At 45.9% G+C, this 24,807-nt stretch carries 23 protein-coding genes; 9 read left to right on the top strand and 14 right to left on the bottom strand.

The genetic code is table 11. The features are described from left to right. A partial coding sequence (locus ACNKW2_RS16990) for a PIN domain-containing protein (protein WP_419149620.1) occupies positions 1–1,103 on the bottom strand: 1,103 nt, incomplete at its 3' end. Next, positions 1,103–2,470 carry a PhoH family protein gene (locus ACNKW2_RS16985; RefSeq protein WP_419149619.1) on the bottom strand — a complete coding sequence of 456 codons (1,368 nt, stop codon included), beginning with the start codon at positions 2,468–2,470 and terminating at the stop codon, positions 1,103–1,105. The genes ACNKW2_RS16985 and ACNKW2_RS16990, both read right to left, overlap by 1 nt. 296 nt (positions 2,471–2,766) lie before the next feature. Here ACNKW2_RS16985 and rapA point away from each other — a divergent pair, with 296 nt between their 5' ends. The 3 genes from rapA to ACNKW2_RS16970 all read left to right on the top strand — a co-directional run bounded on the left by rapA (position 2,767) and on the right by ACNKW2_RS16970 (position 7,944). Continuing rightward, positions 2,767–5,664 (top strand): RNA polymerase-associated protein RapA, encoded by a 2,898-nt coding sequence (gene rapA, locus ACNKW2_RS16980; protein ID WP_419149618.1) that lies wholly within the window; start codon positions 2,767–2,769, stop codon positions 5,662–5,664. A 100-nt stretch (positions 5,665–5,764) separates the two neighbouring features. Beyond that, a complete protein-coding gene (rluA, locus tag ACNKW2_RS16975) occupies positions 5,765–6,418 on the top strand; it encodes a bifunctional tRNA pseudouridine(32) synthase/23S rRNA pseudouridine(746) synthase RluA (RefSeq protein WP_419149617.1) in 654 nt (217 codons plus the stop codon). A gap of 167 nt (positions 6,419–6,585) precedes the next feature. After that, positions 6,586–7,944 (top strand): L-cystine transporter, encoded by a 1,359-nt coding sequence (locus ACNKW2_RS16970; protein ID WP_419149616.1) that lies wholly within the window; start codon positions 6,586–6,588, stop codon positions 7,942–7,944. A 33-nt stretch (positions 7,945–7,977) separates the two neighbouring features. Here the strand turns inward: ACNKW2_RS16970 and rlmM are convergent, their stop codons facing one another. From rlmM to hemA, 12 genes are all read right to left on the bottom strand, one after another. Beyond that, positions 7,978–9,063 carry a 23S rRNA (cytidine(2498)-2'-O)-methyltransferase RlmM gene (rlmM, locus tag ACNKW2_RS16965; protein WP_419149615.1) on the bottom strand — a complete coding sequence of 362 codons (1,086 nt, stop codon included), beginning with the start codon at positions 9,061–9,063 and terminating at the stop codon, positions 7,978–7,980. A 9-nt stretch (positions 9,064–9,072) separates the two neighbouring features. Next, positions 9,073–9,441 carry a DUF423 domain-containing protein gene (locus ACNKW2_RS16960; protein WP_336569010.1) on the bottom strand — a complete coding sequence of 123 codons (369 nt, stop codon included), beginning with the start codon at positions 9,439–9,441 and terminating at the stop codon, positions 9,073–9,075. Then, positions 9,434–10,072 carry an alpha/beta family hydrolase gene (locus tag ACNKW2_RS16955; protein ID WP_419149614.1) on the bottom strand — a complete coding sequence of 213 codons (639 nt, stop codon included), beginning with the start codon at positions 10,070–10,072 and terminating at the stop codon, positions 9,434–9,436. The genes ACNKW2_RS16960 and ACNKW2_RS16955 overlap by 8 nt, the downstream gene beginning before the upstream one ends. After that, positions 10,069–10,974 carry a transcriptional regulator GcvA gene (locus tag ACNKW2_RS16950; protein ID WP_336569008.1) on the bottom strand — a complete coding sequence of 302 codons (906 nt, stop codon included), beginning with the start codon at positions 10,972–10,974 and terminating at the stop codon, positions 10,069–10,071. Before ACNKW2_RS16950 ends, ACNKW2_RS16955 begins: the two co-directional genes overlap by 4 nt. Positions 10,975–11,036: 62 nt before the next feature. Then, positions 11,037–11,891 carry a 3-deoxy-8-phosphooctulonate synthase gene (gene kdsA, locus ACNKW2_RS16945; RefSeq protein WP_336569007.1) on the bottom strand — a complete coding sequence of 285 codons (855 nt, stop codon included), beginning with the start codon at positions 11,889–11,891 and terminating at the stop codon, positions 11,037–11,039. A gap of 10 nt (positions 11,892–11,901) precedes the next feature. Further along, complete coding sequence (locus tag ACNKW2_RS16940; protein ID WP_336569006.1) at positions 11,902–13,152, bottom strand: DUF819 family protein; 1,251 nt, start codon at positions 13,150–13,152, stop codon at positions 11,902–11,904. Between the two features lie 24 nt (positions 13,153–13,176). Then, positions 13,177–14,001 (bottom strand): tetratricopeptide repeat protein, encoded by an 825-nt coding sequence (locus ACNKW2_RS16935; protein WP_419149621.1) that lies wholly within the window; start codon positions 13,999–14,001, stop codon positions 13,177–13,179. A gap of 182 nt (positions 14,002–14,183) precedes the next feature. Continuing rightward, positions 14,184–14,558, bottom strand: coding sequence for a SirB2 family protein (locus tag ACNKW2_RS16930; RefSeq protein ID WP_419149613.1), 375 nt, complete (start codon positions 14,556–14,558; stop codon positions 14,184–14,186). Between the two features lie 12 nt (positions 14,559–14,570). Further along, on the bottom strand, positions 14,571–16,112 hold the full coding sequence (locus tag ACNKW2_RS16925) for a DUF3369 domain-containing protein (RefSeq protein ID WP_419149612.1): 1,542 nt from the start codon (positions 16,110–16,112) through the stop codon (positions 14,571–14,573). Between the two features lie 45 nt (positions 16,113–16,157). Further along, on the bottom strand, positions 16,158–17,000 hold the full coding sequence (prmC, locus tag ACNKW2_RS16920; RefSeq protein ID WP_419149611.1) for a peptide chain release factor N(5)-glutamine methyltransferase: 843 nt from the start codon (positions 16,998–17,000) through the stop codon (positions 16,158–16,160). Next, positions 17,000–18,088: a peptide chain release factor 1 gene (gene prfA / locus ACNKW2_RS16915; protein WP_336569000.1), complete on the bottom strand. Its 1,089-nt coding sequence runs from the start codon at positions 18,086–18,088 to the stop codon at positions 17,000–17,002. The genes prmC and prfA overlap by 1 nt, the downstream gene beginning before the upstream one ends. A gap of 7 nt (positions 18,089–18,095) precedes the next feature. Then, positions 18,096–19,352: a glutamyl-tRNA reductase gene (gene hemA / locus ACNKW2_RS16910; protein WP_419149610.1), complete on the bottom strand. Its 1,257-nt coding sequence runs from the start codon at positions 19,350–19,352 to the stop codon at positions 18,096–18,098. Between the two features lie 83 nt (positions 19,353–19,435). Between hemA and lolB the strand changes: the two genes are divergently transcribed. The 6 genes from lolB to ychF all read left to right on the top strand — a co-directional run bounded on the left by lolB (position 19,436) and on the right by ychF (position 24,477). After that, entirely contained in the window at positions 19,436–20,020 is a 585-nt protein-coding gene (gene lolB, locus ACNKW2_RS16905) for a lipoprotein insertase outer membrane protein LolB (protein ID WP_419149609.1), read from the top strand. Then, complete coding sequence (ispE, locus tag ACNKW2_RS16900) at positions 20,017–20,865, top strand: 4-(cytidine 5'-diphospho)-2-C-methyl-D-erythritol kinase (RefSeq protein ID WP_419149608.1); 849 nt, start codon at positions 20,017–20,019, stop codon at positions 20,863–20,865. The genes lolB and ispE overlap by 4 nt, the downstream gene beginning before the upstream one ends. 92 nt (positions 20,866–20,957) lie before the next feature. Then, complete coding sequence (locus ACNKW2_RS16895) at positions 20,958–21,905, top strand: ribose-phosphate pyrophosphokinase (RefSeq protein WP_336568996.1); 948 nt, start codon at positions 20,958–20,960, stop codon at positions 21,903–21,905. A gap of 165 nt (positions 21,906–22,070) precedes the next feature. Beyond that, on the top strand, positions 22,071–22,682 hold the full coding sequence (locus tag ACNKW2_RS16890) for a 50S ribosomal protein L25/general stress protein Ctc (RefSeq protein WP_419149607.1): 612 nt from the start codon (positions 22,071–22,073) through the stop codon (positions 22,680–22,682). Between the two features lie 19 nt (positions 22,683–22,701). Then, complete coding sequence (pth, locus tag ACNKW2_RS16885) at positions 22,702–23,286, top strand: aminoacyl-tRNA hydrolase (protein ID WP_336568994.1); 585 nt, start codon at positions 22,702–22,704, stop codon at positions 23,284–23,286. Between the two features lie 99 nt (positions 23,287–23,385). Continuing rightward, positions 23,386–24,477, top strand: a complete 1,092-nt coding sequence (ychF, locus tag ACNKW2_RS16880) for a redox-regulated ATPase YchF (protein ID WP_419149606.1) — start codon at positions 23,386–23,388, stop codon at positions 24,475–24,477. Positions 24,478–24,807: the final 330 nt, after the last annotated feature.

The following is a 24,807-nucleotide window of genomic DNA, read 5'->3' as shown; positions in this document are numbered from 1 at the left end:
TAAGCCATACTGGTAAATTCTATATTAGCTCTTTCGATCACATGTTCAACTGTAGCGTGAATATTTCCTTCATGATTATCATCCGAGTGCATCGAAATTAATGCGTCAGTAATACCTGCCAGAAGAGGCATTGATTTTTCAGTTAAATCCCCCGGTAAGAATCCCGGATCGTCGTCCATAAAGTCTCTGGAGCGCACCACAACGATTTTTTTGTACTTTTTCAACTCCAATACTTGATGCAGCGCCGAAGCAACTGCCAAAAAAGTTTTTCCGGAGCCAGCAGGACCAAGGATGATATTTAAATCATAGTAAGGGTCTGTTAATTGGCTTAAAGCTACCGCCTGACGCTGGTTTTTAGGCAATATGCCCCATATCTTTTCTTGCTTACGCGGCAATAATTTTGTGTATACCTCAGTATCTGTTACTTCTGAAATCCGGCCAATGTGTCCGGCTTCATCGTACCAATACATGTTTGGCTGAACTTCATCGTTGAACAAGCTTATTGGGAATGTATAAACCTCTCCTGAGACTTTGAAATCTTTATCTGATTCAATTCGATCAAAAAGATCGCCTTCAAAAGCCTGTACTCCTGTGTATAAAAGATCAATATCTGATATTTGATTATCTACGGCAACGTCCTCAGCCCTAACCCCAACTGTTCGAGCTTTCAATCGCATATTAATATCACGGCTAACAATTGTTACGTCTTTATTGAGTTCTTTTTGAAGATATAAAGCATAATTAATTATTCTGTTATCAGCATCACTTCCTATCCCGTGCTTTAACTCCTTAGCCAGATCCAATTGAGTGTCAATTCCAATGAAAAGCTTTCCTCTCTGGGCTGTTTCGGTAGATGGTAAAGGAATACCTATTTCCATTTCCTCGGCTGTATGTCCATTTATAATGTCTTCAAGCATTCTAATGCACATACGGGCATCGGCACTTACCGATTTATTAGTTCTTTCTTTCAGGTTATCAAGCTCTTCAAGGACAGTTAGACAGATGTAAATATCATCTTTGTAGCTAAAAATAGATTTTGGATCATGTACTAATGCAGATGTGTCTAGTACACGAGGATTTCGATTGTCAATAGAGCTTTTCATTACGCAGCCTCCCAAAAGATTGAATCGTTGCTAGGCTTTGTGTTGTACTTTTCTTGTAAATTACAAATTTTGAGTAAAGGTTTATTGTTGAGAGACTGCTCAGAGTAGCTAAGGTAATCAATTTTTTTGGAAATTCTTTTTACTTTTTCTACAGGCCAATAAAAACAAGGGGGTAAAAACTTTAAAACACCCCCAATTCGGGGTTGAAGAATCACCACGGCATTTTGAATACTGCGGCCGCGCATAAAATTCACCGACTTAAACTGGACGTTGGCCTTTTCCATGATGTAATTGCGACTGGTCACAGGACTTTCATCGTGTTTATGCAGCACTTCGAGGGTGTCGGTAATGGCCGCCAACCAAGGGGCCATTTTCTCTTCCTCTGTCCCCGGTAAAAAACCGATGCTCTCAGCAATTTCAGGGGTATTGCGGGTGACAATGACCTTGTCATAAATTCCCTTTTCAATGATCATTTCAAGGGCACTGGCCAGTGCTAATAGGGTTTTACCACACCCTGCCGGACCGGTCAGGATCACCAGCTCAATGTCGGTATCTAACAGCGCATCTAATGCCATGCCTTGGTTGATGTTCTTTGGCTTAACCCCCCACGCCTGACGATGCATTAAGCGCTCAACACCGAGGTCTTTTAAACGAATATGCTGGTCGTCGTAGCCTACCACTCGAGCGGCAAAATGTTCGGTATCATCAATCAAATATTCGTTACTAAAAACATCTGGCACTAGGGACTTAGGTACGTCGTGAATGGTATAGCGGCCCTCCTGTTGCGACTGACATTCGCCAACGTGCTGCCAAAAATCACCGGGGACTTTCTTAAAACCACTGGTGAGAAGAGCAATGTCATCGATTAACTGATCGGTGCGATAATCTTCTACATATTTCAACCCCGCCCCTTTGGCCTTAAGGCGCATATTAATGTCTTTGGTGACCAACACCACCTTTTTATCACTATATTGAGTTTGCAAATGAACCGCACTATTAATGATACGGTGATCATTTTCGTCCCCAGGCAACCCCGAAATAGAATCTGGAAAGAGGTGATCATTGACGATGATCAACTTACCCGAACTGGGTGTACGATGACTCTCTAACTTTAACGTCGGCAGCGCTACCCCCTCTAACATTTGTTCTGGTGTGGCATCTCGCAGCACATCATCAAGTCCGCGAATGGCCACTCTGGCATCTCGACTAACATCACGCTTACGGTCTTTAATGTGATCAAGCTCTTCAAGGACGGTCATGGGGACGACAACATCATGTTCTTGGAAGGAGAGATAAGCGAGTGGTTCATGGAGCAGTACGTTGGTATCTAGCACGTACACTTTATGGTCTTGGTCTTGTTTTACCATAGCGCATTCCTGTTGTTTACAGATTATTATGCTATACCCAATGAACAACGCGGTTACTTTGTTGCTCGTGGATATAGTCTAAGTTTAGTCTATTTGTCACAAAAGTCGCTTTTATGACAGTAGAAAAATTGACTTGCAATTCCATAAAAAACAACTAGTTGCTCTGCTTCATGCCAAAAGGCTTAAAACCAATTGCAGCACCCTAATAGAGGTATTAACAGCGCACGGTTTTAAGTTGAACAAAGCCACGTGAATAGGTAACATAGCCGCCTTTTTTCTGCTTAGACGAGACAACCATGAACTTTTCCTTAGGCCAACGCTGGATCAGCGATACGGAATCAGATTTAGGATTGGGAACCATCGTGGCGCTTGAAGGGCGTCAGGTCACTATTTTATTCCCCGCAAGCGGAGAAAACCGTGTTTATTCTGCTCAAGAGGCACCTGTTACTCGGGTTGTGTTCAACCCAGGAGACACCATTCGCCACGTTGAGGAATGGGAACTAGAGGTGGCTGACATCGAAGAGCAAAATGGCCTGTTTTGCTACCACGGCACTCGCGTCGACACTGGTGAGCCAGCGTCATTTAAAGAAACGTTCTTGGACCACTTTATTAAATTCAACAAGCCACAAGACCGCTTGTTCGCCGGTCAAGTTGACCGCTTTGATCGTTACACGCTGCGTTACCAAACTTGGCAGCATCAATTTGCGAAAGAGCAATCACACCTTAAAGGGTTAGTTGGTCAGCGCGCCAGCTTAATCCCACATCAACTTTATATTGCCGATGAAGTAGGTAAACGCTTTGCACCGAGAGTGCTGCTTTCTGACGAAGTGGGCCTAGGTAAAACCATTGAAGCAGGCATGATCCTGCACCAGCAAGTGTTATCTGGTCGTGCTAACCGTGTGCTGATTGTGGTGCCAGAAAGCTTGCAACACCAGTGGCTGGTAGAAATGTTACGACGCTTTAACTTGGCCTTTTCTATTTTTGATGAAGAGCGCTGCAGTGAAGCCTACGCCGATGCCGAAAATGTCTTTGAAACCGAGCAGCTAGTATTGGTTAGCTTGGAGTTTATAACTAAGAAGCGACGCTGGTTTGAACAAGCCACCTTAGCTGATTGGGACTTGTTGATTGTCGATGAAGCTCACCACCTAACGGTAACCGAGACGCAAGCGAGTACTGAATATCAGCGCATTGCTGAGCTTTCTCAGGATATTCCTGGTTTGATCCTACTGACTGCAACACCAGATCAGTTAGGGCACCGTAGCCATTTTGCGCGCTTACAGTTACTCGACCCCGACCGCTTTTATGACTACGACGTCTTTGTCGAAGAAGAAAGCCACTATAAAGAAGTCGCGGAAGCCGCCAATCACTTATTACAAGATAAAAAACTCGATGCTGAGGCCGAGCAAACCTTAATTGAGCTATTAAAAGAAACTGACATCAGTGCCATTTTGGCCGCGGCACAAGCTGGCAACGAGCAAGCCAAGCAGGAAATTTTGTCGATGCTACTGGACCGCCATGGTACTGGGCGCATTTTATTTAGAAACAGCCGCAGTGGCATTAGCGGTTACCCTAGCCGTCATCTACATTCATACCCTGTGGCCTTGCCTAAGCAATACAAAACGGCGATGTCAGTGATGGGCAATATTGGTGGCATCCAAAGCCCAGAGTACAGCGCGGTAAGGGCCCTATTCCCTGAAAAAATCTTCCAAGAATTTGAAGGCGAAGGCAGTGGCTGGACTCAGTTTGACCCACGAGTTGAGTGGCTCATCGCAAAACTTAAAGAGTTAAAGCAAGAAAAAGTGTTACTGATCTGTGCCAAAGCAGAAACCGCCATTAGCTTGGAGCAAACCCTGAGGGAGCGAGAGGCAATAAAAGCGGCAGTATTCCACGAAGGCATGTCTATTATTGAGCGCGACCGTGCCGCCGCCTTCTTTGCCGATGAGTTTGACAGCGCGCAAGTATTGTTGTGTTCTGAAATCGGCTCAGAGGGCCGTAACTTCCAGTTTTCTCACCACTTAGTGTTGTTTGATTTACCGCTTAATCCGGATTTATTAGAACAACGTATTGGTCGTTTAGACCGCATCGGGCAACAACATGATATTAATATTCATGTTCCTTATTTTGAAAGTACGGCTCAGGAAGTGTTATTACGTTGGTACCACGAAGGCCTAGATGCGTTTGAAAATACCAGCACCACAGGTCAGTTATTGTATCAATCTTTTGCTGATGAGCTATTGGAGCTGATCGCCCAGCATAATTGTGATGAAGAAGCGTTAGAGCCTTTATTACAGCAAGCTGCGGCAGAGAATAAACGGCTGCGTCAGAAAATGGAACAAGGTCGTGACCGCCTACTAGAGCTGCATTCCAGTGGCCACGGCAAGTCAGAGCATATTGCCGCGGAAATAGAAGCCCTTGATAACGATGTGGTGTTACCGGGTTACATGATCAATGTCTTTGACATCTTTGGTGTTAATCAAGAAGACAAGGGCGAGAATACTATTATTCTCAAACCCACAGAGCACATGCTCAACCCCTCTTTCCCCGGTTTAAAAGACGAAGGGATCACAGTGACCTTCGACCGTCATACTGCGCTATCACAAGAAGATGCCCAATTCATTAGTTGGGATCACCCCATGGTCAGTGGGGTGTGCGATATGATCTGCAACGATGATTTTGGTTGTGCCTCGGTGGCATTATTAAAAAACAATAAGTTGCCAGTGGGTACCTTTTTTGTTGAGCTTATTTTTGTTGCTGAAACCTCGGCGCCGAAAGCGCTGCAAATGGGTCGCTTTTTACCACCAACGCCAATTCGTGTGCTCATGGATAAAGGCGGTAATAACTTGGCCGACAACGTCGCGTTTGATGCTTTCAACCAGCAGCTATCGGCTGTGGGTAGGCAAACAGCAAGTAAGCTTGTTAATGCCTTACAAACTGCCATTCATCCATTGATCAGCAGCGCCGATGAGTTGGCACAAGCAACCCTTGAAGACATCAAAAACCAAGCCTTAAGCAACATGCAAAAACAGCTTGGCGATGAGCAAGCGCGTTTACAAGCTTTAAAAGCAATCAACCCGAATATTCGTGATGAAGAAATTCAGGTGTTTGATAAACAGCGCGAGCAACTCACCACGCACATTGAAAAAGCGCAGTTGAAGTTGGATGCCATACGTTTGATTGTGGTATCAAACCAATAACTAAAACCGCGGCAGCAGTCCATGCTGCCATTGTTGATTGCCTACCCTGTAACACGGCATTGCGTTACAATGCCGTGGTTTTATTTTGACGAGGCCCGTTGTGTTACTGAATTACGCCCCCCCAAGCGACCCTTACCTTGATATTCTTTACCAAGATGAGGACATCTTAGTGCTCAACAAGCCCAGTGGCTTATTAACCGTCCCCGGTAAAGACCCCAAGCACTGGGACAGCGCCATTGCACGCGTCAATTACGTCTATCCTAATGCTAAAATAGTACACCGCTTAGATATGGCCACGTCAGGAGTACTTTGCCTGGCTATGCACAAACAAGCACACCGCCACTTGAGTATTCAGTTTCAAGACCGCTTAACTAAAAAGGGCTACGTGGCTCGAGTAGCGGGCCATTTAGCACCAGCCACAGGATCTGTGGATTTACCGCTTATTTGCGACTGGCCTAACCGCCCGAAACAAATGGTGTGTCATGAAACCGGCAAGCCATCACTGACCCATTATGAAGTCATTGCCTACGAAGACGCGGCAACTCGAGTAAAACTTACCCCTATAACTGGGCGCTCACATCAGCTTCGTGTCCATATGTTGTCTTTAGGCCATGCTATTTTAGGCGATAGGCTTTACGCCACAGGCTCCGCCTTGGCTGCAGCTTCAAGGTTGCAGCTCCACGCCGAGTGGCTTCAAATAACCCACCCAACCAGCGGTGCTAGCATGACTTTTACAGCCCCTGTGCCTTTTTAGCATTTATACTCAGACTGTATTTGCTGCTGCCGACCGGTAGCAGCCCTATTTACTTACACTTTTATTCATAACCTTTTGTTCTAACGCATGACCGATGGGTATTTTTTTCTTAGCCTAAAAAGCTCTATAGTTGCGCGTTATTTTCCAGTTACTCAACGGGTATGTGAATGTTTTTTGCTGTTGTTGCCGCGCTTGTGGTATTTGCGCTTTTATTGTTTGGTTTGTATCGAGTTCAAAGACGCACGGAGACGTTATCCAAGACCGTTTTATTAGGCTTGGTGGGGGGTAGCTTATTTGGCTTAGGGCTACAGTTTATTTTTGCTGGCGATGTTGCCACAAAACAAAGCATTTTAGACTGGATTGCCGTGGTTGGCAGTGGTTATGTTAACCTCTTAAAAATGGTGATCATGCCGCTGGTGTTAGTGTCTATGATTGCCGCTGTGGTAAAGCTGGATAATCAAGGCTCGTTGGGCAAAATCTCCTTTGTCACCATCTCTATTTTAGTCATTACCACGGCCATTGCTGCACTGATTGGTATCTTTATTAGCCAAGCGTTTGGCTTAAGTGCAGCCGGTTTAGTGGAAGGAGCGAGAGAAACGGCTCGCATCGCGGTGTTAGAAGAGCGCGCCACCAAAGTGGCCGATTTAACTATTCCTCAGATGCTACTGAGCTTTATTCCCACGAATCCGTTCGCCGATTTAACTGGCGAGCGTTCTACCTCTATTATCGCGGTGGTTATTTTTGGCGTGTTAACTGGCATTGCAGCCCGTCGCGCTATCATTGAGGAGTCTGCACTCAGTGGCACCATCAGAAACGCCGTAGAGGCAGCACAGGCCACCGTCTTGCGTTTAGTACGCATGATCATTGCCCTGACTCCGTATGGCGTTGCTGGACTGATGACCAAAGTGATTGCCACCTCCAGTATGGCCGATATTATCAGCTTATTGGGCTTTATTATCGCTTCCTATGTCGCCATTCTAATGATGTTTGTGGTGCATGGTATGCTGATCACTTTAGTGGGTGAAAACCCCAAGCAGTACTTCCAAAAAATATGGCCGGTGCTGACCTTTGCATTTACTTCAAGAAGCTCTGCCGCCACCATACCGTTAAATGTGGAAGCGCAAATTGAAAAGCTCAAAGTCCCCCCTGCCATAGCCAACCTGTCGGCCTCGTTTGGCGCCACCATTGGTCAAAATGGGTGTGCGGGGATTTATCCGGCAATGTTAGCCGTGATGGTGGCCCCTACCGTTGGTGTGGATCCCTTTGCTATTGATTTTATTATCTCTTTGGTGGCCATGGTGGCGATTAGCTCATTTGGTATCGCAGGAGTTGGAGGCGGTGCGACCTTCGCGGCTTTAGTGGTGCTTCCAGCCATGGGCTTGCCTGTGACCATTGCGGCATTGCTTATCTCTATTGAACCATTGATTGACATGGCGAGAACTGCGTTAAACGTGTCGGGCTCGATGACGGCAGGCACGGTAACCAGCCGGTTATTAAAACAAAAACATCAGGATGAAGCGGCATAGCCGCTTCATGGGGCCTTTTAAAGGCCCTAATAATTAGCTGTAAAGGCTTTGCGGTACCTTTAGTACGTTAATGTGTACCGTTACCTCCTCACGGTCATGGTAGAGGTGCTTGGCTTGAATTTCATAATCTACGCCATACTTCTGCAACTCTTCATGGATTAACGTCAGGCACTCATAGACGCTGTCAAAACGCTTTTTCATCGGCAGTTTGAGGTTAAAAATAAGCTCTTTGGTGTAAGCATTAACAATCCAATCGATCATTAAGTTGGCCACTCGGCTTGGTTTTTCCACCATGTCACACACTAACCAATCAATGTTGCGTTTTTCGGGGCGGTATTTAAAACCATCTTCGGTAAAGTGCTTAACCTGACCGCTTTGCATCAAGTCATCGTTCATAGGACCATTGTCGATGGCCGCGACAAACATACCACGGCGTACCAACTGATAAGTCCAGCCGCCTGGGCAAGCCCCTAAATCGACGGCACGCATACCTGGGCGCACACGTAGTTCTTGTTGCTCTTTACTAACAAACACATGGAATGCTTCGTCTAACTTTAGTGTTGAGCGGCTTGGGGCATCGGCCGGCATTCTTAAGCGTGGGATCCCCATAAAAAATGGTGAGTTATTATCGCTAAACGAATAGCCAACGTAGGCGGTATTATTAGCTAAAAACAGCACGTGCAGTACCGGCTTAGTGGTTTTTATTGCGCGCGTAAGCTTATTGTGTTTTTCCAGAGACTTTGCCAATGGCGTGGAAAACTTTTTACAGAACTTAGACAGCTCTTTGCCTTGGTTGGTATCGGGGGTTTCAACCCGCAACTCGCCACACAGAGGAAAGTCTGTTACTGCCTCTTTAATCACACTAACGCGATCCGCCACCGGCATATCAGTAAGTAGCTGGCCAACAAACCACTGTCTTGCGAACACCAGCTTTTTGAAGTCTATTTTCTTTGCTAATGCTTCAGCGTCGTCGGCATTAAAGCATTCAAAAGTAATAAAAGCCGTATTGGGCTTTGCTTTTACGTAACCACCGACACCATGTTGGGCGGCGTAATGGTTAATTTCTGCAGCGGCGTCACTTTCAAAGCCACTGCGACAATAAATCACGATACTCGACATTAGACTCTCTTAGAATGAGGATTTATAGATTTGCACAATGAGGATCACCCAGCCGACAATAAAACAGACTCCGCCAATCGGCGTTACAGGGCCAAGCCACTTCCATGAAGTGAGTGCGAGTAAATACAGGCTGCCACTAAAAAGCATCACCCCAGCAAAGAAAAAGCTCCCGGCCAATTGCACTTTGACACCCCATTTTAGCAACAGAGCGACCACGATAATGGCTACGCCATGAGTCATTTGATAGTGCGCCGCGGTATTGAATATTGCTTGGCCATACTCACTTAAACGACCTTTTAGGCCGTGTGCTGCAAATGCTCCTAGCACCACAGATAACAAACACAGTAGGCTACCAAGAATAAGATAGAGCTTAGCCATGCACTTGCTCCTTAATAAAGCTGGCCGCCATGGCCGCTGCATTGGCTCGGCTCTCATCCTCGCTAACGCCGCTGACTTTACGTGGTTTGAGTGAGTGGTCACCATCTTTTAGCCACTTGATATTAAGCGTTGTCGGCAGTGTCATGGCTTCAACTTCGGTGCGGTTACCAAAAGTGTCTCGTTCTCCTTGAAGAATAAGAAAAGGACAAGGTAATTGTGCAAAATGTTCAGTTCTCAGCTTATCTGGCTTTCCAGGAGGGTGAAATGGGTAGCCAAAGGCCAGCACACCAGCCACGGGTGATGAGGTGTCACAAGCTAGCATAGACGCCATACGCCCGCCCATCGACTTGCCACCAATAAACAAAGGCAGCTTAGGGTCGGCTTGCGCTAGCACGGCGTCATAATAGGCTAACAACTTAGGTGCCCGTTCAGGTGGGCGCTTTTTGCCTTCGCGCTTCGCTTGTTGCATATATTCAAAGTCGAACAGCCCCACCTGAATATCGCAAGCCGCCAGCTTTTTTGCCATGTCTTGCATAAAATCACTGTCACTGCCTGCGCCAGCACCATGGGCGAAAATAAACTGGGCGATGGGATTAGTGCACTTGTGCCATTCAATACTTACTGTGCTCATAAACTATTTAACTCTTGTTCCTGTTCTACCATATCGAGCATCCAATCTTTAAAGGACACAATTTTACCTAACTCAGCTTGCGCTTCTCGAAACACCAAGTAATAGGCATTTTTACTTTCTAAATGATGACTAAATGGGATCACTAAGCGCCCAGCATCAATATCGGGCTTGGCTAACACACTATTACCCAAGGCCACACCTTGACCATGAATGGCCGCTTGTAACACCATCGAATAGTGGCTGAATATAGGCCCGGTATTGACCGCAACGTTGCGCACCCCCGCCGTTTTCATCCAAGCTTTCCAAGCACGCCGAGTGGTATCGTGCAATAACGTGTGCTGAGCTAGGTCGCTTGGCTGGTTAAGCGGTTTCGGACCGGTCAGTAAAAATGGACTACATAAAGGCACCAGATACTCGGTGTGTAGCTTATGCTTTTGCACCCCATTCCAGTTACCACGGCCATAATAAATGGCAACATCGACGTCGTCAGTCAGCGAGTTATCATCGTAGTCTTGTGCTTTAATTCGGACATCTATTTCTGGGTGAAGCTCGTTAAATTTACTGAGCCTAGGCACTAACCATTGAATTGCGAAGCTTGGTGTGAGACTTACCGTTAACGACCCTTTCGCGCCTCGCGCTAACAACTTTTCAGTGGCATCCACTAACTGCGAGAAGATGTCTTTAATATCTAAAAAGTAACCCTGGCCTTCTTCGGTTAGAAGCAAGGAGCGGTTTTTACGTAAAAAAAGCTTGAGACCCAAGTGCTCTTCGAGGGTTTTTATTTGATGACTCACCGCGGCCTGAGTAACATACAACTCTTCTGCTGCTTTGGTAAAGCTCAAATGTCGTGCTGCTGCCTCAAAGGCTTTTAATGCATTTAATGGTGGTAGTCTTCGTGACATTCATTCATGCCTATAAAAAGCCCGCTGTATGCGGGCAGAATGTATCAAGTTACTCGATAAGATTATAAGTCCGCGGCGCTGGTGTCTAGCGGTGCAAAACTTTTTATCAGCTCATCGACCGCTTTCATCTGCTGCAAGTAACTCTCTAGTTTCGCTAATGGTAAGGCACATGGGCCATCGCATTTGGCTTCATTGGGATTTGGGTGTGCTTCTATAAACAGTCCAGCTAACCCTAATGCCATACCACTGCGAGCCAACTCTGCGGCTTGAGCACGGCGACCGTCGGCCGAGTCACTGCGACCACCAGGGCGCTGCAAGGCATGAGTGGCGTCAAAAATCACCGGGGCCATCTGCTTCATATCGTCCATACCCAGCATATCCACCACTAGGTTGTTGTAACCAAAGCTACTGCCACGCTCGCACAAAATCACCTTATCGTTGCCTGCTTCATTGATCTTTTTAATGATGTGGCGCATTTCATGAGGGGCTAAAAACTGCGGCTTCTTAACATTGATCACCGCACCCGTTTTAGCCATGGCCACGACTAAATCCGTTTGTCGTGCTAGGAATGCCGGTAGCTGGATAACATCGGCCACCTCAGCCACAGGCTCAGCTTGGAAAGGTTCGTGCACATCGGTGATCACCGGCACGTTAAAAGTGCGCTTAATTTCTTCAAAGATCTTTAACCCCTCATCCATGCCTGGGCCACGGTAGGAGTTGATCGATGAGCGATTGGCTTTGTCGAATGAAGCCTTAAATACATAAGGTATATTGAGTTTTTCCGTAATGGTGACATAGTGCTCGGCAATGCTCATCGCCAGATCACGGGACTCCAATACGTTCATGCCGCCGAAAAGCACAAATGGCTTGTCATTTGCCACTTCACGGCCTGCAATAGTAATAATATCTGTGTTCATTTTGTATCCTTTAACTGCCGATCACACGGAGTAATTGTCCGCAGAACCATGCCATATAAGTCCCCAACGCATAACCTAAAACGGCCAACAGTACTCCGACAGGTGCCAGCGCGGGGTGAAAAGCGGAAGCCACCACAGGTGCAGAGGCTGCGCCACCAATATTGGCTTTACTGCCTACCGCCACATAGAAAACAGGTGCTTTGATGAGTTTTGCCATAATAAATAACAGACTAACGTGTACGGCCATCCAAATAAGTCCAATAATGACGTATTTAGGCGCTTCGACTATCTTGGTAATGTCCATGTGTAGACCTATGGTGGCAACCAGGATATACAAGAAGCTAGAACCAATTTTAGAAGCGCCCACGGCTTCGTATTGACGAGCCTTGGTAAAAGACAAGGCCAGCCCTATGGTGGTGACTAACACGATAATCCAAAATAATTTACTGTGCAGAGAAAACTTTTTCAGCTCAGGGTAGTTGGCACTAAAGAAGGGCACTAACAAATCTGCCGCAAAGTGTGCCAAGCCCGTTGCGCCAAACGCAAACCCAACCAGTATCATTAGGTCTTTTAACTCAGGTTTACGAGCATGTTCGGCTTCAAATGCTTGGACTCTGTCGATTAGGCGCTTAATCGACGAAGTGTCGGCGCCCGTTTTGGCGTCAATCTCTTTATTTCGCGCAGCCATGTACAATAGGCAAGCCATCCACAAGTTCGCGACAACAATATCGACGGTGACCATAATGGTAAATATCTCGCCACCGGCACCATAAATTTCCTTCATCGCCACCATGTTAGCGCCGCCGCCAATCCAGCTTCCCGCCAATGCTGCCATACCTCGCCATACGGCTTCAGGTCCAGCGACACCAATCAGCTCCGGCATAAAGGTAGCGGTAAGTAACAGGGCAATGGGTCCGCCGAGCACCACGCCAACAGTGCCAGTAAGGAACATGATCACGGCTTTTTTACCCAAACCAGCGATGGATTTTAAGTCGATACTCAAGGTCAGCAAGACTAAACATGCTGGCAGTAAGAAATATTTAGCGACGCTGTATACGTCATTATTATTACCATCAACAATGCCGAAGGTATTGAGTAAGGATGGCAGGAAATAACACATCAACAAGGCTGGAACGTATTTGTAAAATTTCGCCCAAAACCCTGTTTTCAAATTAGAGGTATAAAAAACAAACCCCAAAATAACGGCCAACAGGCCCATGATTACCGCATTATTGGTAACGAGCGCAGCACTTTGCTCCATATGTCCTCGCTATTATTATTATTATCAGTGTAATATGTTGTTATGGTCAGCCAGTTCTTTGATCTGATGCTGGATCATTTCAATGGTGGGATCGTCTGGACATTCATCCACAAAAAACTGCAAATCGTCTTTTGCCATTTTTGGGCAGTTTAATTGATTTAGCAGATAGCCTCTGTCGCGACGTTCGTAGGGATCATCACCCAAGATATCCATTAACTGTTCTACACAACTGAGTGCATGACCAAACTTTTCTGCCGCAATAAAGGCCCACTTTTGTTGTGATAAATACAGTTTTAATGACTCTTCATTGAAAATAAGCTCCAGCGGCTCGGCCTCTTTGCTTTCTTCTTTAGTTTCATTTTCCGGTATCAAGTACCAGCTTTGGTGACCTGAGCTTGGCTCAATTAAGTAGCCTTCGTCATCACTAAAAGCAACGTGCACAGCAATGTCACCTTGGTTTAACGCCAAACTGGCATCGAGCTTAGCGCGCTCAAGTAAGTGCACCAAGATTAACCCTAACGCGGTGTTGGTGCCGCTGCGCATTGCTAGGGCATAACACACGCTATTGAGCTTGTGCTCAGAGACATCTTGGCTACTGCAGCTGAACAACCAGTCGGTATAAAACGTGTCTAGAATTTTATCTAAACGCTCGTGGCGATCACGGTTTGCGTGATAAATCTCGTCCACCGCAAACTCGAGCTCTGCAAGCTGACACAAGGTTTTGTTTGTGTCTGCTTGAGCATCCCAGTATTGCTCAGCCTTTATGCATCTCAATAAAGGCGGATAGGAAAATGCATCTGTATTGTCATCGAGAGCTACGTCTTTCTCATCTAACCAGATATCATTCATAGGACTTGATTTCTCTTGAGTTGCTTTGGTCATAGAACGACTAGTTTACCACTTTTTGTCATATTCCCAAGAGGGGAAAACAAGATCGCATCAAAGTGACTGAAGTTAGAGCAAAAATCGGCTTGATAGTAATCAATATATTGTGGCACTCAGAGCAAGAGTGCCAGCGCAGAGGTAAGTAACTAACTAAAGAATGCTTGCTTACTCACGGCTAAGTGGGCAATTGCTAAAAGCACCGTGGTGGCAACAGCCAGAGCAGCCACTTTGGTTTTCTTGGCATGGGATTTAGCAATCACAAAACCTAAACCAATGTAGCCAAGCACTAACACGATTTTCTCCATTAACCAAGGCTGCTCAGACGGCTTTAATCCGGCCGAGACGGCAAGTATTACTGCCGTAACCAGCAACAAGGTATCGACACTGTGACTGGTTATAAAGACCCCTTTGTGTTTAGCCAACTTGCCGCTATTTAAGCGCGACACGGCACGGGTATAAAATAAAACAATACTAAGTACCACAAACAGCAAATGTGTGTGCTTTAAAGCCATGTAATCCATATACTTCTCTATCTAGTCTGGGAAACGTTGTAAAATTAATTCTAATTCATCAATGCATTGGTTGAACACATCAACGAGTTCAGGATCAAAGTGCTTGCCCTTTTGGGCAACAATTTCTTGTTGCGCGTCTTCTTTGCTCCAGGCTTCTTTATAACAGCGTTTGTGGCGCAGTGCATCATAGACATCAGCCAGCGCGACAATACGACCATACAAATGAATTTCTTGGCCTTTTTTGCCTTTAGGGTAACCAGAGCCATCCCATTTTTCATGGTGATCTCGAGCGATTAACGCCCCAGCATTTACGATTTCGCGGCGTGAGTCTTTTAATAACTCGAAGCCTTTGTCAGCATGAGTTTGCATCACCTGCCATTCCTCATCATCGAGTTTACTCGGCTTGTTAAGGATGGCATCTGGGATACCCACTTTACCGACATCATGAAGCGGTGAAGCCATTTTGATAAGCTCAGCCTCACGCTCTGATAGCCCCATTTCTCTTGCCAGTAAATGACAGAGGTGCGCGACCCGTTTGACGTGATTGCCGGTGTTAGTTGAGTGCAATTCCAATGCTTCACTTAGCCTTATAACCAGCTCTTGCTGAGTGTCTTCAATTTCAGCCTGAAGCTGCACATTTTCATAGGCGAGCTGCATATTCTGAGCAAAGATATCAATAAGATGACGCTGAGTGTCGGTTAAATAGTCCGGGATCCCTGAGACAAACAACATGGAGGCGTGATTGTAATCGCTAGAGCAGTAAGCAAAAAGGTAATTGTCTTTATAAACAATGTCTTTTTCTTCCAATGCCTTGGTGCAAGCTGACATTTGTTCTGGGTCTAAAACCTCGGAAATGGGCTTACCTTCGCTCTTCTCGAAGTCTCCTCGGCCAGCAAACACAACCAGCTGATCTGTTTCTTGACCGGGCTCCTTTCCAGCAGCCAAAGAGGTGGCGTATATCGCTTGATCAACCGTTCCGATAAGGGAGGTAAGTTGTTGCAGTACCCCTTCAATAAAGCTTTCGATGGAGTGCGTGGCAAAAATATCCCGCGATGCCGTAATGATTTTTTCTAAACCTTCACGAGATTGCTCAATCGCCAGAATATCGCGATAAGAGCGCAAGCTCGACATGACCACAGTAAAGAGCTTTTGAGCGGTCAGCTCCGTCTTCGATTTGTAATCATTAATATCATAATTAACAATAACTTGACGCTCAGGTGCCTGACCAGGCTGACCGGTACGTAAGATGATACGTATGTGATTATTTTTTGCCGTCTCACGAATGTATTTTGCCACTTGCAAACCGGCGTCGTCGGTCTCCATGACTACATCAAGTAATACCACTGCGGCATCGGGGTTGGCATCGATGACTTTTTTCGCTTCTTCACCCGAGTAAGCACTGAGGAACTCTAAGCGCATTTTTTGAAATTCAAAATCACTGAGTGCCAACTTAGTAACGGCATGAACCTCGGGTTCATCGTCAACAATGATGACTTTCCAAGTCCCGATTTTATCGGGCTCAGTTACGTCGGTGGGTTCATCTGAAAACAAAAAATCATCCATATTTAGGATCCTATTGAAGCGCCAAACCTGTGTGGAGGTTACCTTTTATGGCATCATTGCCAAAGTTACCCTATCACACCCTGCCATATCTTTTATGGTAAGTATATTAATATACGCCATTTGTGCAAAAAACTGACGGATCTTATCGGCTTGCTCAAAGCCATGCTCCAATAATAAATAACCGCCCGAACGCAAATAGGGCTTTGCACTTTTGATAATATGAAAGATGTCAGCGTACCCTTGCTCGCTTGACACTAAGGCACTTTGCGGTTCAAACCTGACATCGCCTTGAGCAAGGTGCTCATCTGTAGAGTCAATATACGGCGGGTTACTCACAATAAGATCAAACTGCTGCTCGCCAACGGCGCTAAACCAATTACTGTGTAAAATACTGACGTTGCTGAACCCCAGCCGAGCTTGGTTGCGCTTGGCAAGTGCCACCGCCTCTTCCGATGCGTCCACGGCGGTAATTTGCCACCTTGGGTACTCGCTGGCCAGTGCCAGCGCAATCGCGCCGGTTCCAGTGCCCAAGTCTAACACTGCAGCAGTATCAGGCAGTGTCATATTCAGTACATGCTCAACCAGTGTTTCGGTGTCTGGCCGTGGAATTAGGGTGCTGGCATTGACCTCTAAAGGCAGGCTCCAAAACTCTCTTTCACCGGTAATATGTGCCACCGGCTCGCCCGTGACACGCCTTGCAACAGCTTGCTCAAATTGCTGTTGTTGTGCGCTGGTGAGTTCGGCTTCCGGCCAAGTAAACAGGTAAGTGCGGGTTTTATCTAATACCTTTAATAGCAGTACTTCGGCATCCAGCTTGGCAGAGTCTGAGTGGGGGGTTATCTGTGTAGTTGCCCAAGCAAGCGCTTGAGCAACGGTTAATACGGACATTACTCGTCTTCACTCATGGCCGCAAGCAAGTCAGCTTGGTATTCAATTACCAAGGGGTCGATGACCGCACCCAGCTCTCCGGCAATCACTTCATTCAGACGATATAAGGTCAAGTTAATACGGTGATCGGTGATCCGCCCTTGTGGGAAGTTATAGGTGCGAATACGCTCTGAGCGGTCACCACTGCCCACCAAGTTACGGCGCTCTGAAGCCTCTGCTGCAGCGCGCTTTTCATCTTCGGCTTGCTGTAATCGCGCGCCCAACACTGACAAAGCCTTTGCCTTGTTTTTATGCTGCGAACGCTCATCTTGACACTCCACCACTACACCGGTTGGAATGTGGGTAATACGGATAGCTGAGTCCGTTTTGTTAACGTGCTGACCACCGGCACCCGAGGCGCGGAAGGTATCAATTTTCAAATCAGACGGATTGATATCAATGGCTTCGGCTTCTGGAATTTCCGCCATCACCGCGACGGTACATGCTGAGGTGTGAACCCGACCTTGCGACTCAGTCTCTGGCACACGCTGAACCCGGTGCGCGCCAGACTCAAACTTCAACTTACCGTAAACGCCGTCACCACTAATATGGGCAATCACTTCTTTGTAGCCGCCATGTTCACCTTCATTGGCGCTGACGACTTCTACACGCCACTTTTGCGTTTCGGCATAGCGACTGTACATGCGGAATAAATCTCCGGCAAAAATAGCCGCTTCATCACCACCCGTACCAGCACGCACTTCTAAAAACACATTGTTGTCGTCTTTAGGGTCTTTTGGCAGCATCAACACTTGAAGGTCGTCTTCCAAAGCGGTGATCGCCGCTTTCGCCTCTTTGTATTCTTCTTGCGCCATTTCACGCATATCAGGATCTGAGTCTTTTAGCATCTCTTCCGATGTTGCTACATCTTCTTGTGCTTGCTGATACGCGGTAAAGGCCTTTACCACATCTTCTAGCTCTGAAAACTCTTTTGATAAGGCGCGAAAGCGGTTCTGATCGCCAATCACCTCGGGATCGCTTAGCATGGCTTGTACTTCTTCGTAGCGCTCTACCAAGGTTTCTAACTTACGATATATAGACTCTTTCATCTAATATTTATTCCTGCTCAATTCCTAATGTTTGTTTGAGTTGTGCTAACTTATCGACATCACCTTCTTTGGCGGCTTCTTGAATGGCGCGAGTCGGTGCATGAGTTAAGCGATTACTCAACTTATTTGCTAATTCGTTTATTACTTTTTCTGCATCTTTGCCCGATTGTAGCTGATTAAGGGCTTTTTCCACGAGTTCATTTTTAATTTCTTGCGCACTTTGACGGTATTGCCTAATCACATCAACAGAATGCAGTGAGCGTTGCCACTGAGAAAATTCTTGGGTGCGTAAGTCAATAATTTGCTGTGCGTCTTTGGCTGCTTGTTCGCGGCTGGCCAGGTTTTCATTAACGATGGCTTGCAAGTCGTCCACCGAGTACAAGTAAGCGGCGTCGAGCTCATTGACTTGGTTTTCTATATCACGGGGCACCGCAATATCAATAAATAACATCGGTTTATGACGACGTTTTTTAAGTGCTTGCTCCACCACCCCTTTGCCGATGATGGGCAGAGTACTGGCGGTAGAACTAATGACAATATCAGCATTGGGCAGCGCATCAGGTAACTGTGCTAACGAAATAACGCAGCCTCCTACCTCTTGCGCCAGATTTTGTGCCCGCTCAATGGTACGATTAGCCACCGTGATCGATTTTGGGTCGTGCTGAGACAAATGCTTGGCCACCAACTCAATGGTTTCACCGGCGCCTATCAATAATACTTGGGTTTTATCTAGCTGGCCGTAAATGTGCTTTGCCAAGTTCACCGCCGCATAGGCAACCGATACCGCACTGGCGCCAATATCGGTCTCTGTTCTGACTTGCTTGGCAACTGAAAAGGTTTTTTGAAACAAGCGCTCAAAGGTCGGCTGAATGGCATGATGTTGTTTAGCGGTATTAAAGGCTTGCTTAATTTGCCCTAAAATTTGTGGCTCACCTAATACCAAAGAATCCAAGCCACAGGCCACCCGCATCAAATGATTGACCGCGTCTTGATTCATATGCACATACACGTTTTCGGCCAAATCTTGCTCAGCAACGTGATGAAATTCAGATAACCAGCCGAGTAAGGCTTGGGGATCTGCAGTCTCAAGGCTACAATAGATTTCGGTGCGATTACAGGTCGATACGATCACAGACTCGTTAAACTGCGGCGCATGTTGGAGTTGATGCAATGCTTCAGTAAGCTGCTCTGGAGAAAACGCGACTTTTTCACGTAATTCTACAGACGCGGTTTTGTGATTAATACCAAGTGCGATAATGGTCATAGATGCCAGTGTTGCTCGAGCCCTGCTTTAAAGCAGGCAATTTTACCAAAAATCAATCGAATATGGAAAGTAAGGAAAAGCCTTTGAAACAACTTCATTTGATTTTACTCATATTTTTATTTGTTTTAGGAGGTTGTGCTCAACGTTTAGCGGAGCAAAAACCTACCTCACAGTGGCAAACTAAGTTACAACAACAGCAAAACTGGCAAGCAAGAGGAAAACTTGCCTTTATCGCCCCAGACAACCGCCAGTCCACTAACTTTAATTGGTATTTCAATGATAATAAACAAAATTTAATTTTAACTAGTTTTGTTGGCACGCGTATTTTTGAATTAAAAGAGCTTTCCAGTCATTCGCAACTTACTTTTGAGGATCAAACCCACAAAGGCATGGATAGCAGCGACTTAGTCAGACGCTTAAGTGGCTTATCGCTACCAGTAAACCAGGCGCCACAATGGTTAACAGGCTTAATAGCGAGCGAAACCAGCGAAGTAGACGAGCAAGGCCGACTTAAACAGGCCCAATGGCAAAGCCCGCAGGGTCGAATTTGGCAAATCCAATACCAACAATATAAAATGCAAGACGGCATGTGGCTTCCCAGTCGCATGGTCCTTTCATCGGCCAGTATTAAGGTCAAAGTATTAATCACTTCATGGCAGTTTTCATGACCACAGTAACACTCAACGCCCCTGCTAAGCTGAATTTATTTTTACACATTAACGGTCGCCGTGCTGATGGCTACCATGAACTGGAGACGCTTTTTACGTTTTTAGACTATGGCGATGAACTCACCTTTACGCTCACAGAAGCGTCAGAGGAGATTCAACTAAGTGGGGATGTTGCAGGTATTGCCACTGCCGATAATCTTATTTATAAGGCCGCGAAAATGTTGCAGCCTTTCAATCAAACAGGCACCGGAGTTACTATTCATCTAACCAAAAACCTGCCTATGGGGGGTGGCGTCGGCGGAGGCTCTTCGGATGCAGCCACCACGTTATTAGCATTGAATCAGCTCTGGCAATGTAATTTATCACTCACTGATCTAGCAAAGTTAGGCCTTAAACTCGGTGCCGACGTGCCGGTTTTCATTGCCGGTAAAACGGCCATTGCCCATGGTGTTGGCGAACAACTTGAAGCGGTTGAAATACCACAGAAGTGGTATTTGGTGGTGGCTCCAGCGGTGCATGTCAGTACCGCGGCGGTATTCACGCACCCAGATCTTCCTCGCAATACGCCTAAACTTTCCCGTACTTGGCGCCTCGAGGAGACGGGTAACGACTGTCAAACTCTTGTCAAAAAGCTTTACCCCGAGGTTGAAAAGACCCTCTCGTGGTTGCTAAAATATGCACCAACCAAAATGACTGGTACTGGAGCTTGTTGTTTCGCGGAATTTGAAACGCGCGAGGCAGCGCTGCGTGTGCTCGAATTACTACCATCATCTTGGCGAGGCTTTGTTGCCCAAAATACAAGTGAGTCAATCTGTCATCGACAGTTACGCGCTTGGAAAAACTAGAAGTAGATTGTTTAAGTTAGCTTGTTTTGACTTTGTCAGTTCATTGTCATTGCATGTTAGTCCAAAAAATTCAGTGCCTGAGGAACCCTACCGTGCCCGACATGAAGCTCTTCGCTGGTAACGCAACACCCGAGTTAGCTCAAAAAGTTGCAAAACGTCTGTTTATTGAGTTAGGTGATGCCGTTGTTGGCCGTTTTAGCGACGGTGAAATTAGCGTACAAATCAACGAAAACGTACGTGGCTCAGATGTCTTTATCATCCAATCAACCTGTGCCCCGACTAATGATAACCTAATGGAGCTAATCGTCATGGTTGATGCGCTACGTCGTGCATCTGCTGGCCGTATTACAGCTGTTATTCCATACTTCGGCTATGCTCGCCAAGACCGCCGAGTACGCTCTGCGCGTGTGCCAATTACTGCAAAAGTAGTGGCGGACTTCCTTTCTAGCGTGGGAGTTGACCGTGTTCTAACTGTCGACCTACATGCTGAACAAATCCAAGGTTTCTTCGATGTGCCAGTTGATAATGTTTTCGGCAGCCCTGTGCTGATTGAAGACATGAAAGAACGTCAGTTCGAAGACGTTGTGGTGGTATCACCTGATATTGGTGGTGTGGTGCGCGCTCGTGCAATCGCTAAGCTACTCGACGACAAAGACCTGGCAATTATTGATAAGCGTCGCCCACAAGCGAATGTCTCGCAAGTAATGCATATTATCGGTGATGTAGCCGGTCGTGACTGTATTATTGTTGACGACATGATTGATACTGGCGGTACCTTATGTAAAGCGGCTGAAGCACTGAAAGAACATGGTGCAAAACGCGTATTTGCTTATGCAACCCACCCAGTGTTATCAGGAAATGCGGCAGAGAATCTACGCAATTCAGTTATCGACGAAGTGATCGTCACTGACTCTATTCCACTTTCTGATGAGCTTAAAGCGCTTGATAACATCAAAGTATTAACGCTTGCCGATATGATGGCTGAAACAATCCGTCGCATCAGTAATGAAGAATCTATCTCGGCGATGTTTCAACACTAAGCGTTGACCAGTAAGCCGATGTGGAAAAGCACCTGTTATGGTGCTTTTTTTGTTTATAAGGTTTCATTAGTGGTGGGTTAGTGTTATATTAGCGCGCCTTTTTTAGGCAGGGAGTTTGGTCGCGAACTCTCTGACACATTAACTTAAATTATTTGGAGACAATCCATGTCTGTATACAAACTAGACGCTGAAGTACGTAATGACCTAGGTACTGGTGCGAGCCGCCGCCTACGTCGCGCTGATAAAGTTCCTGCTATCCTATACGGTGCAGGTAAAGATGCAGTTTCTCTAACGCTTGATCACAACAAAGTACTTAAGATGCAAGAAGATGAGGGTTTCTACACTCACATTCTTACACTAAACATTGGTGGTGATGCTGTTGAAGCTATCCTTAAAGACATTCAACGCCACCCGTTCAAGCCTAAGATCACTCACTTAGACTTCCAACGTGTTGATGCTAGCCAGAAGATCCACACTAAGGTGCCAGTACACTTCATCAACGAAGAAGCTATCACTAAAGCGGGTAACACTATTGTTCACCAACTAACTGAAATTGAAATCACTTGTCTTCCTGCAAGACTTCCTGAGTTCATCGAAGTTGACGTGTCTACACTACTAGTTGGTCAAACACTTCACCTAACAGATATCACATTCCCAGCTGGTGTTGCATCAGTTGAGCTTGCTAAAGGTGCAGACCACGACCAAGCTGTTGTTACAGTAAACCCTCCTAAAGCAGCTCCTGCTGAAGAAGAGTCTGCTGAAGACGAAGCTGAGTAATAGTTAAGGTGTTAGCACCTTGAGTACTATTCAAATGCTTGTGGGCCTGGCTAATCCAGGCCCCGAATACGCAAACACCCGTCATAATGCTGGTGCGTGGTTCATCGAAGAACTCGCCAAACGTTACAACTGCCTTCTCAAACCGGACTCTAAGCATCACGGCCTCACTGGCAAAGTGCTTATTAACAATCAAGAATTCAAATTATTAATCCCCACAACTTATATGAATTTAAGTGGTAAAGCGGTGGCTAGTCTTGCCAACTTCTATAAGATCCCTGTGGAGAATATTCTGGTTGCACATGATGAAATGGATCTAGATCCCGGTATCGCTAAACTAAAAAAAGGCGGTGGTCACGGTGGCCACAATGGCTTAAAAGACATCATCGCTAAAATGGCTAATAACAAAGAGTTTATGCGCCTTAGGATCGGCATTGGCCATCCAGGACATCGCGATAAGGTCACAGGTTGGGTGCTAGGTAAGGCACCGCAAGTAGATCAGCAGAAAATTGAAGATGCCATTGACGAAGCAGTTCGTTGTATGGAAATTTTGGCTAAAGATGGCGTGTTAAAAGCGCAAAATAGACTACATTCTTTTAAACCGTAACAGGTTCACTGCTGCGATTGATTGAGTTAACCCAGCGATTGCCTTGCATGGCAGATAAACGACTTAACGTCAGCTGGGTAAAATTTAGGAATAAACACTATGGGTTTTAAATGTGGCATTGTTGGTTTACCAAATGTTGGTAAATCTACTTTATTTAATGCATTGACGAAGGCGGGTATTGAAGCCGCAAACTTTCCTTTTTGTACTATCGAACCAAACACTGGTGTCGTCCCTGTACCAGATGCACGTCTTGATCAGCTTGCTGAGATCGTCAATCCACAGCGCGTTATTCCAACGTCTATGGAGTTTGTAGATATTGCAGGCTTAGTAAAAGGCGCATCAAAAGGTGAAGGACTGGGTAACCAATTCCTTGCTAATATTCGTGAAACCGACGCCATCGGCCACGTAGTTCGCTGCTTTGAAAATGAAAATATTGTTCACGTAGCTGGTCAAATAGACCCTGCAGAAGACATTGATGTTATTAACACTGAGCTAGTGCTAGCGGATATGGACAGCGCGGATCGTGCTATGCAGCGTAATGCCAAAAAAGCCAAAGGTGGCGACAAAGATGCCAAATTTGAACTGACGGTATTGGATAAAGTAAAAGCGCATTTAGATGAAGGGTTGACGCTACGCTCGTTAGAGCTGAGCAAAGAAGAAAAAGCAGCCATTGACTACCTTAACTTCTTAACGATTAAACCAACCATGTACATTGCTAATGTCAATGAAGATGGTTTTGAAAATAACCCTTACCTAGACAAAGTGCGTGAAATTGCGGCTGCAGAAGATGCCGTGGTGATCCCTGTTTGTGCTGCAATTGAAGCTGAGCTTTCAGAACTTGAAGACGAAGACAAAAAAGAGTTTATGGATGACTTAGGCTTAGAAGAGCCTGGCTTAAACCTTGTTATTCGCGGCGGCTATGAACTACTTAAGTTACAAACTTACTTTACGGCTGGCGTAAAAGAAGTACGAGCTTGGACTATTCCAATTGGTGCTACAGCACCACAGGCCGCAGGTAAAATCCACACCGATTTTGAACGTGGCTTTATTCGTGCTCAAACCATTGGCTTTGCAGACTACATTGAATACCGTGGTGAAGCTGGCGCTAAAGATGCTGGCAAGATGCGCCAAGAAGGTAAAGACTACATCGTTAAAGACGGCGATGTCATGAACTTCTTATTTAATGTGTAAGTATTGCTAGCAGTAAGCGCAAAGCATAACACACCATTTAATTAAAAAAGGAGCGCTAGCTCCTTTTTTGTTTTCATCAAATCAAGACTGGATTTGCTAAACTGATGTGAAATAGTTGCAAGTAGGTATGTGGGTTTGATATAAAAACAGGCCGTTTCGCTTAATTTATCTGCAAACAAACTATGTTAGCGGAAATTTTGCAAAAAAGGTGTTGACGGCTTCGGGGCATATACGCATAATACGCCCCGCATCAGCGATGATGAGAAATTAAAGAGATGGCTATGTAGCTCAGCTGGTTAGAGCACATCACTCATAATGATGGGGTCCCCT

Origin of the sequence: Pseudoalteromonas 'SMAR' (assembly GCF_048515945.1) — a bacterium.
GTDB lineage: Bacteria > Pseudomonadota > Gammaproteobacteria > Enterobacterales > Alteromonadaceae > Pseudoalteromonas.
This window is presented reverse-complemented; position numbering and strand designations above follow the sequence as displayed.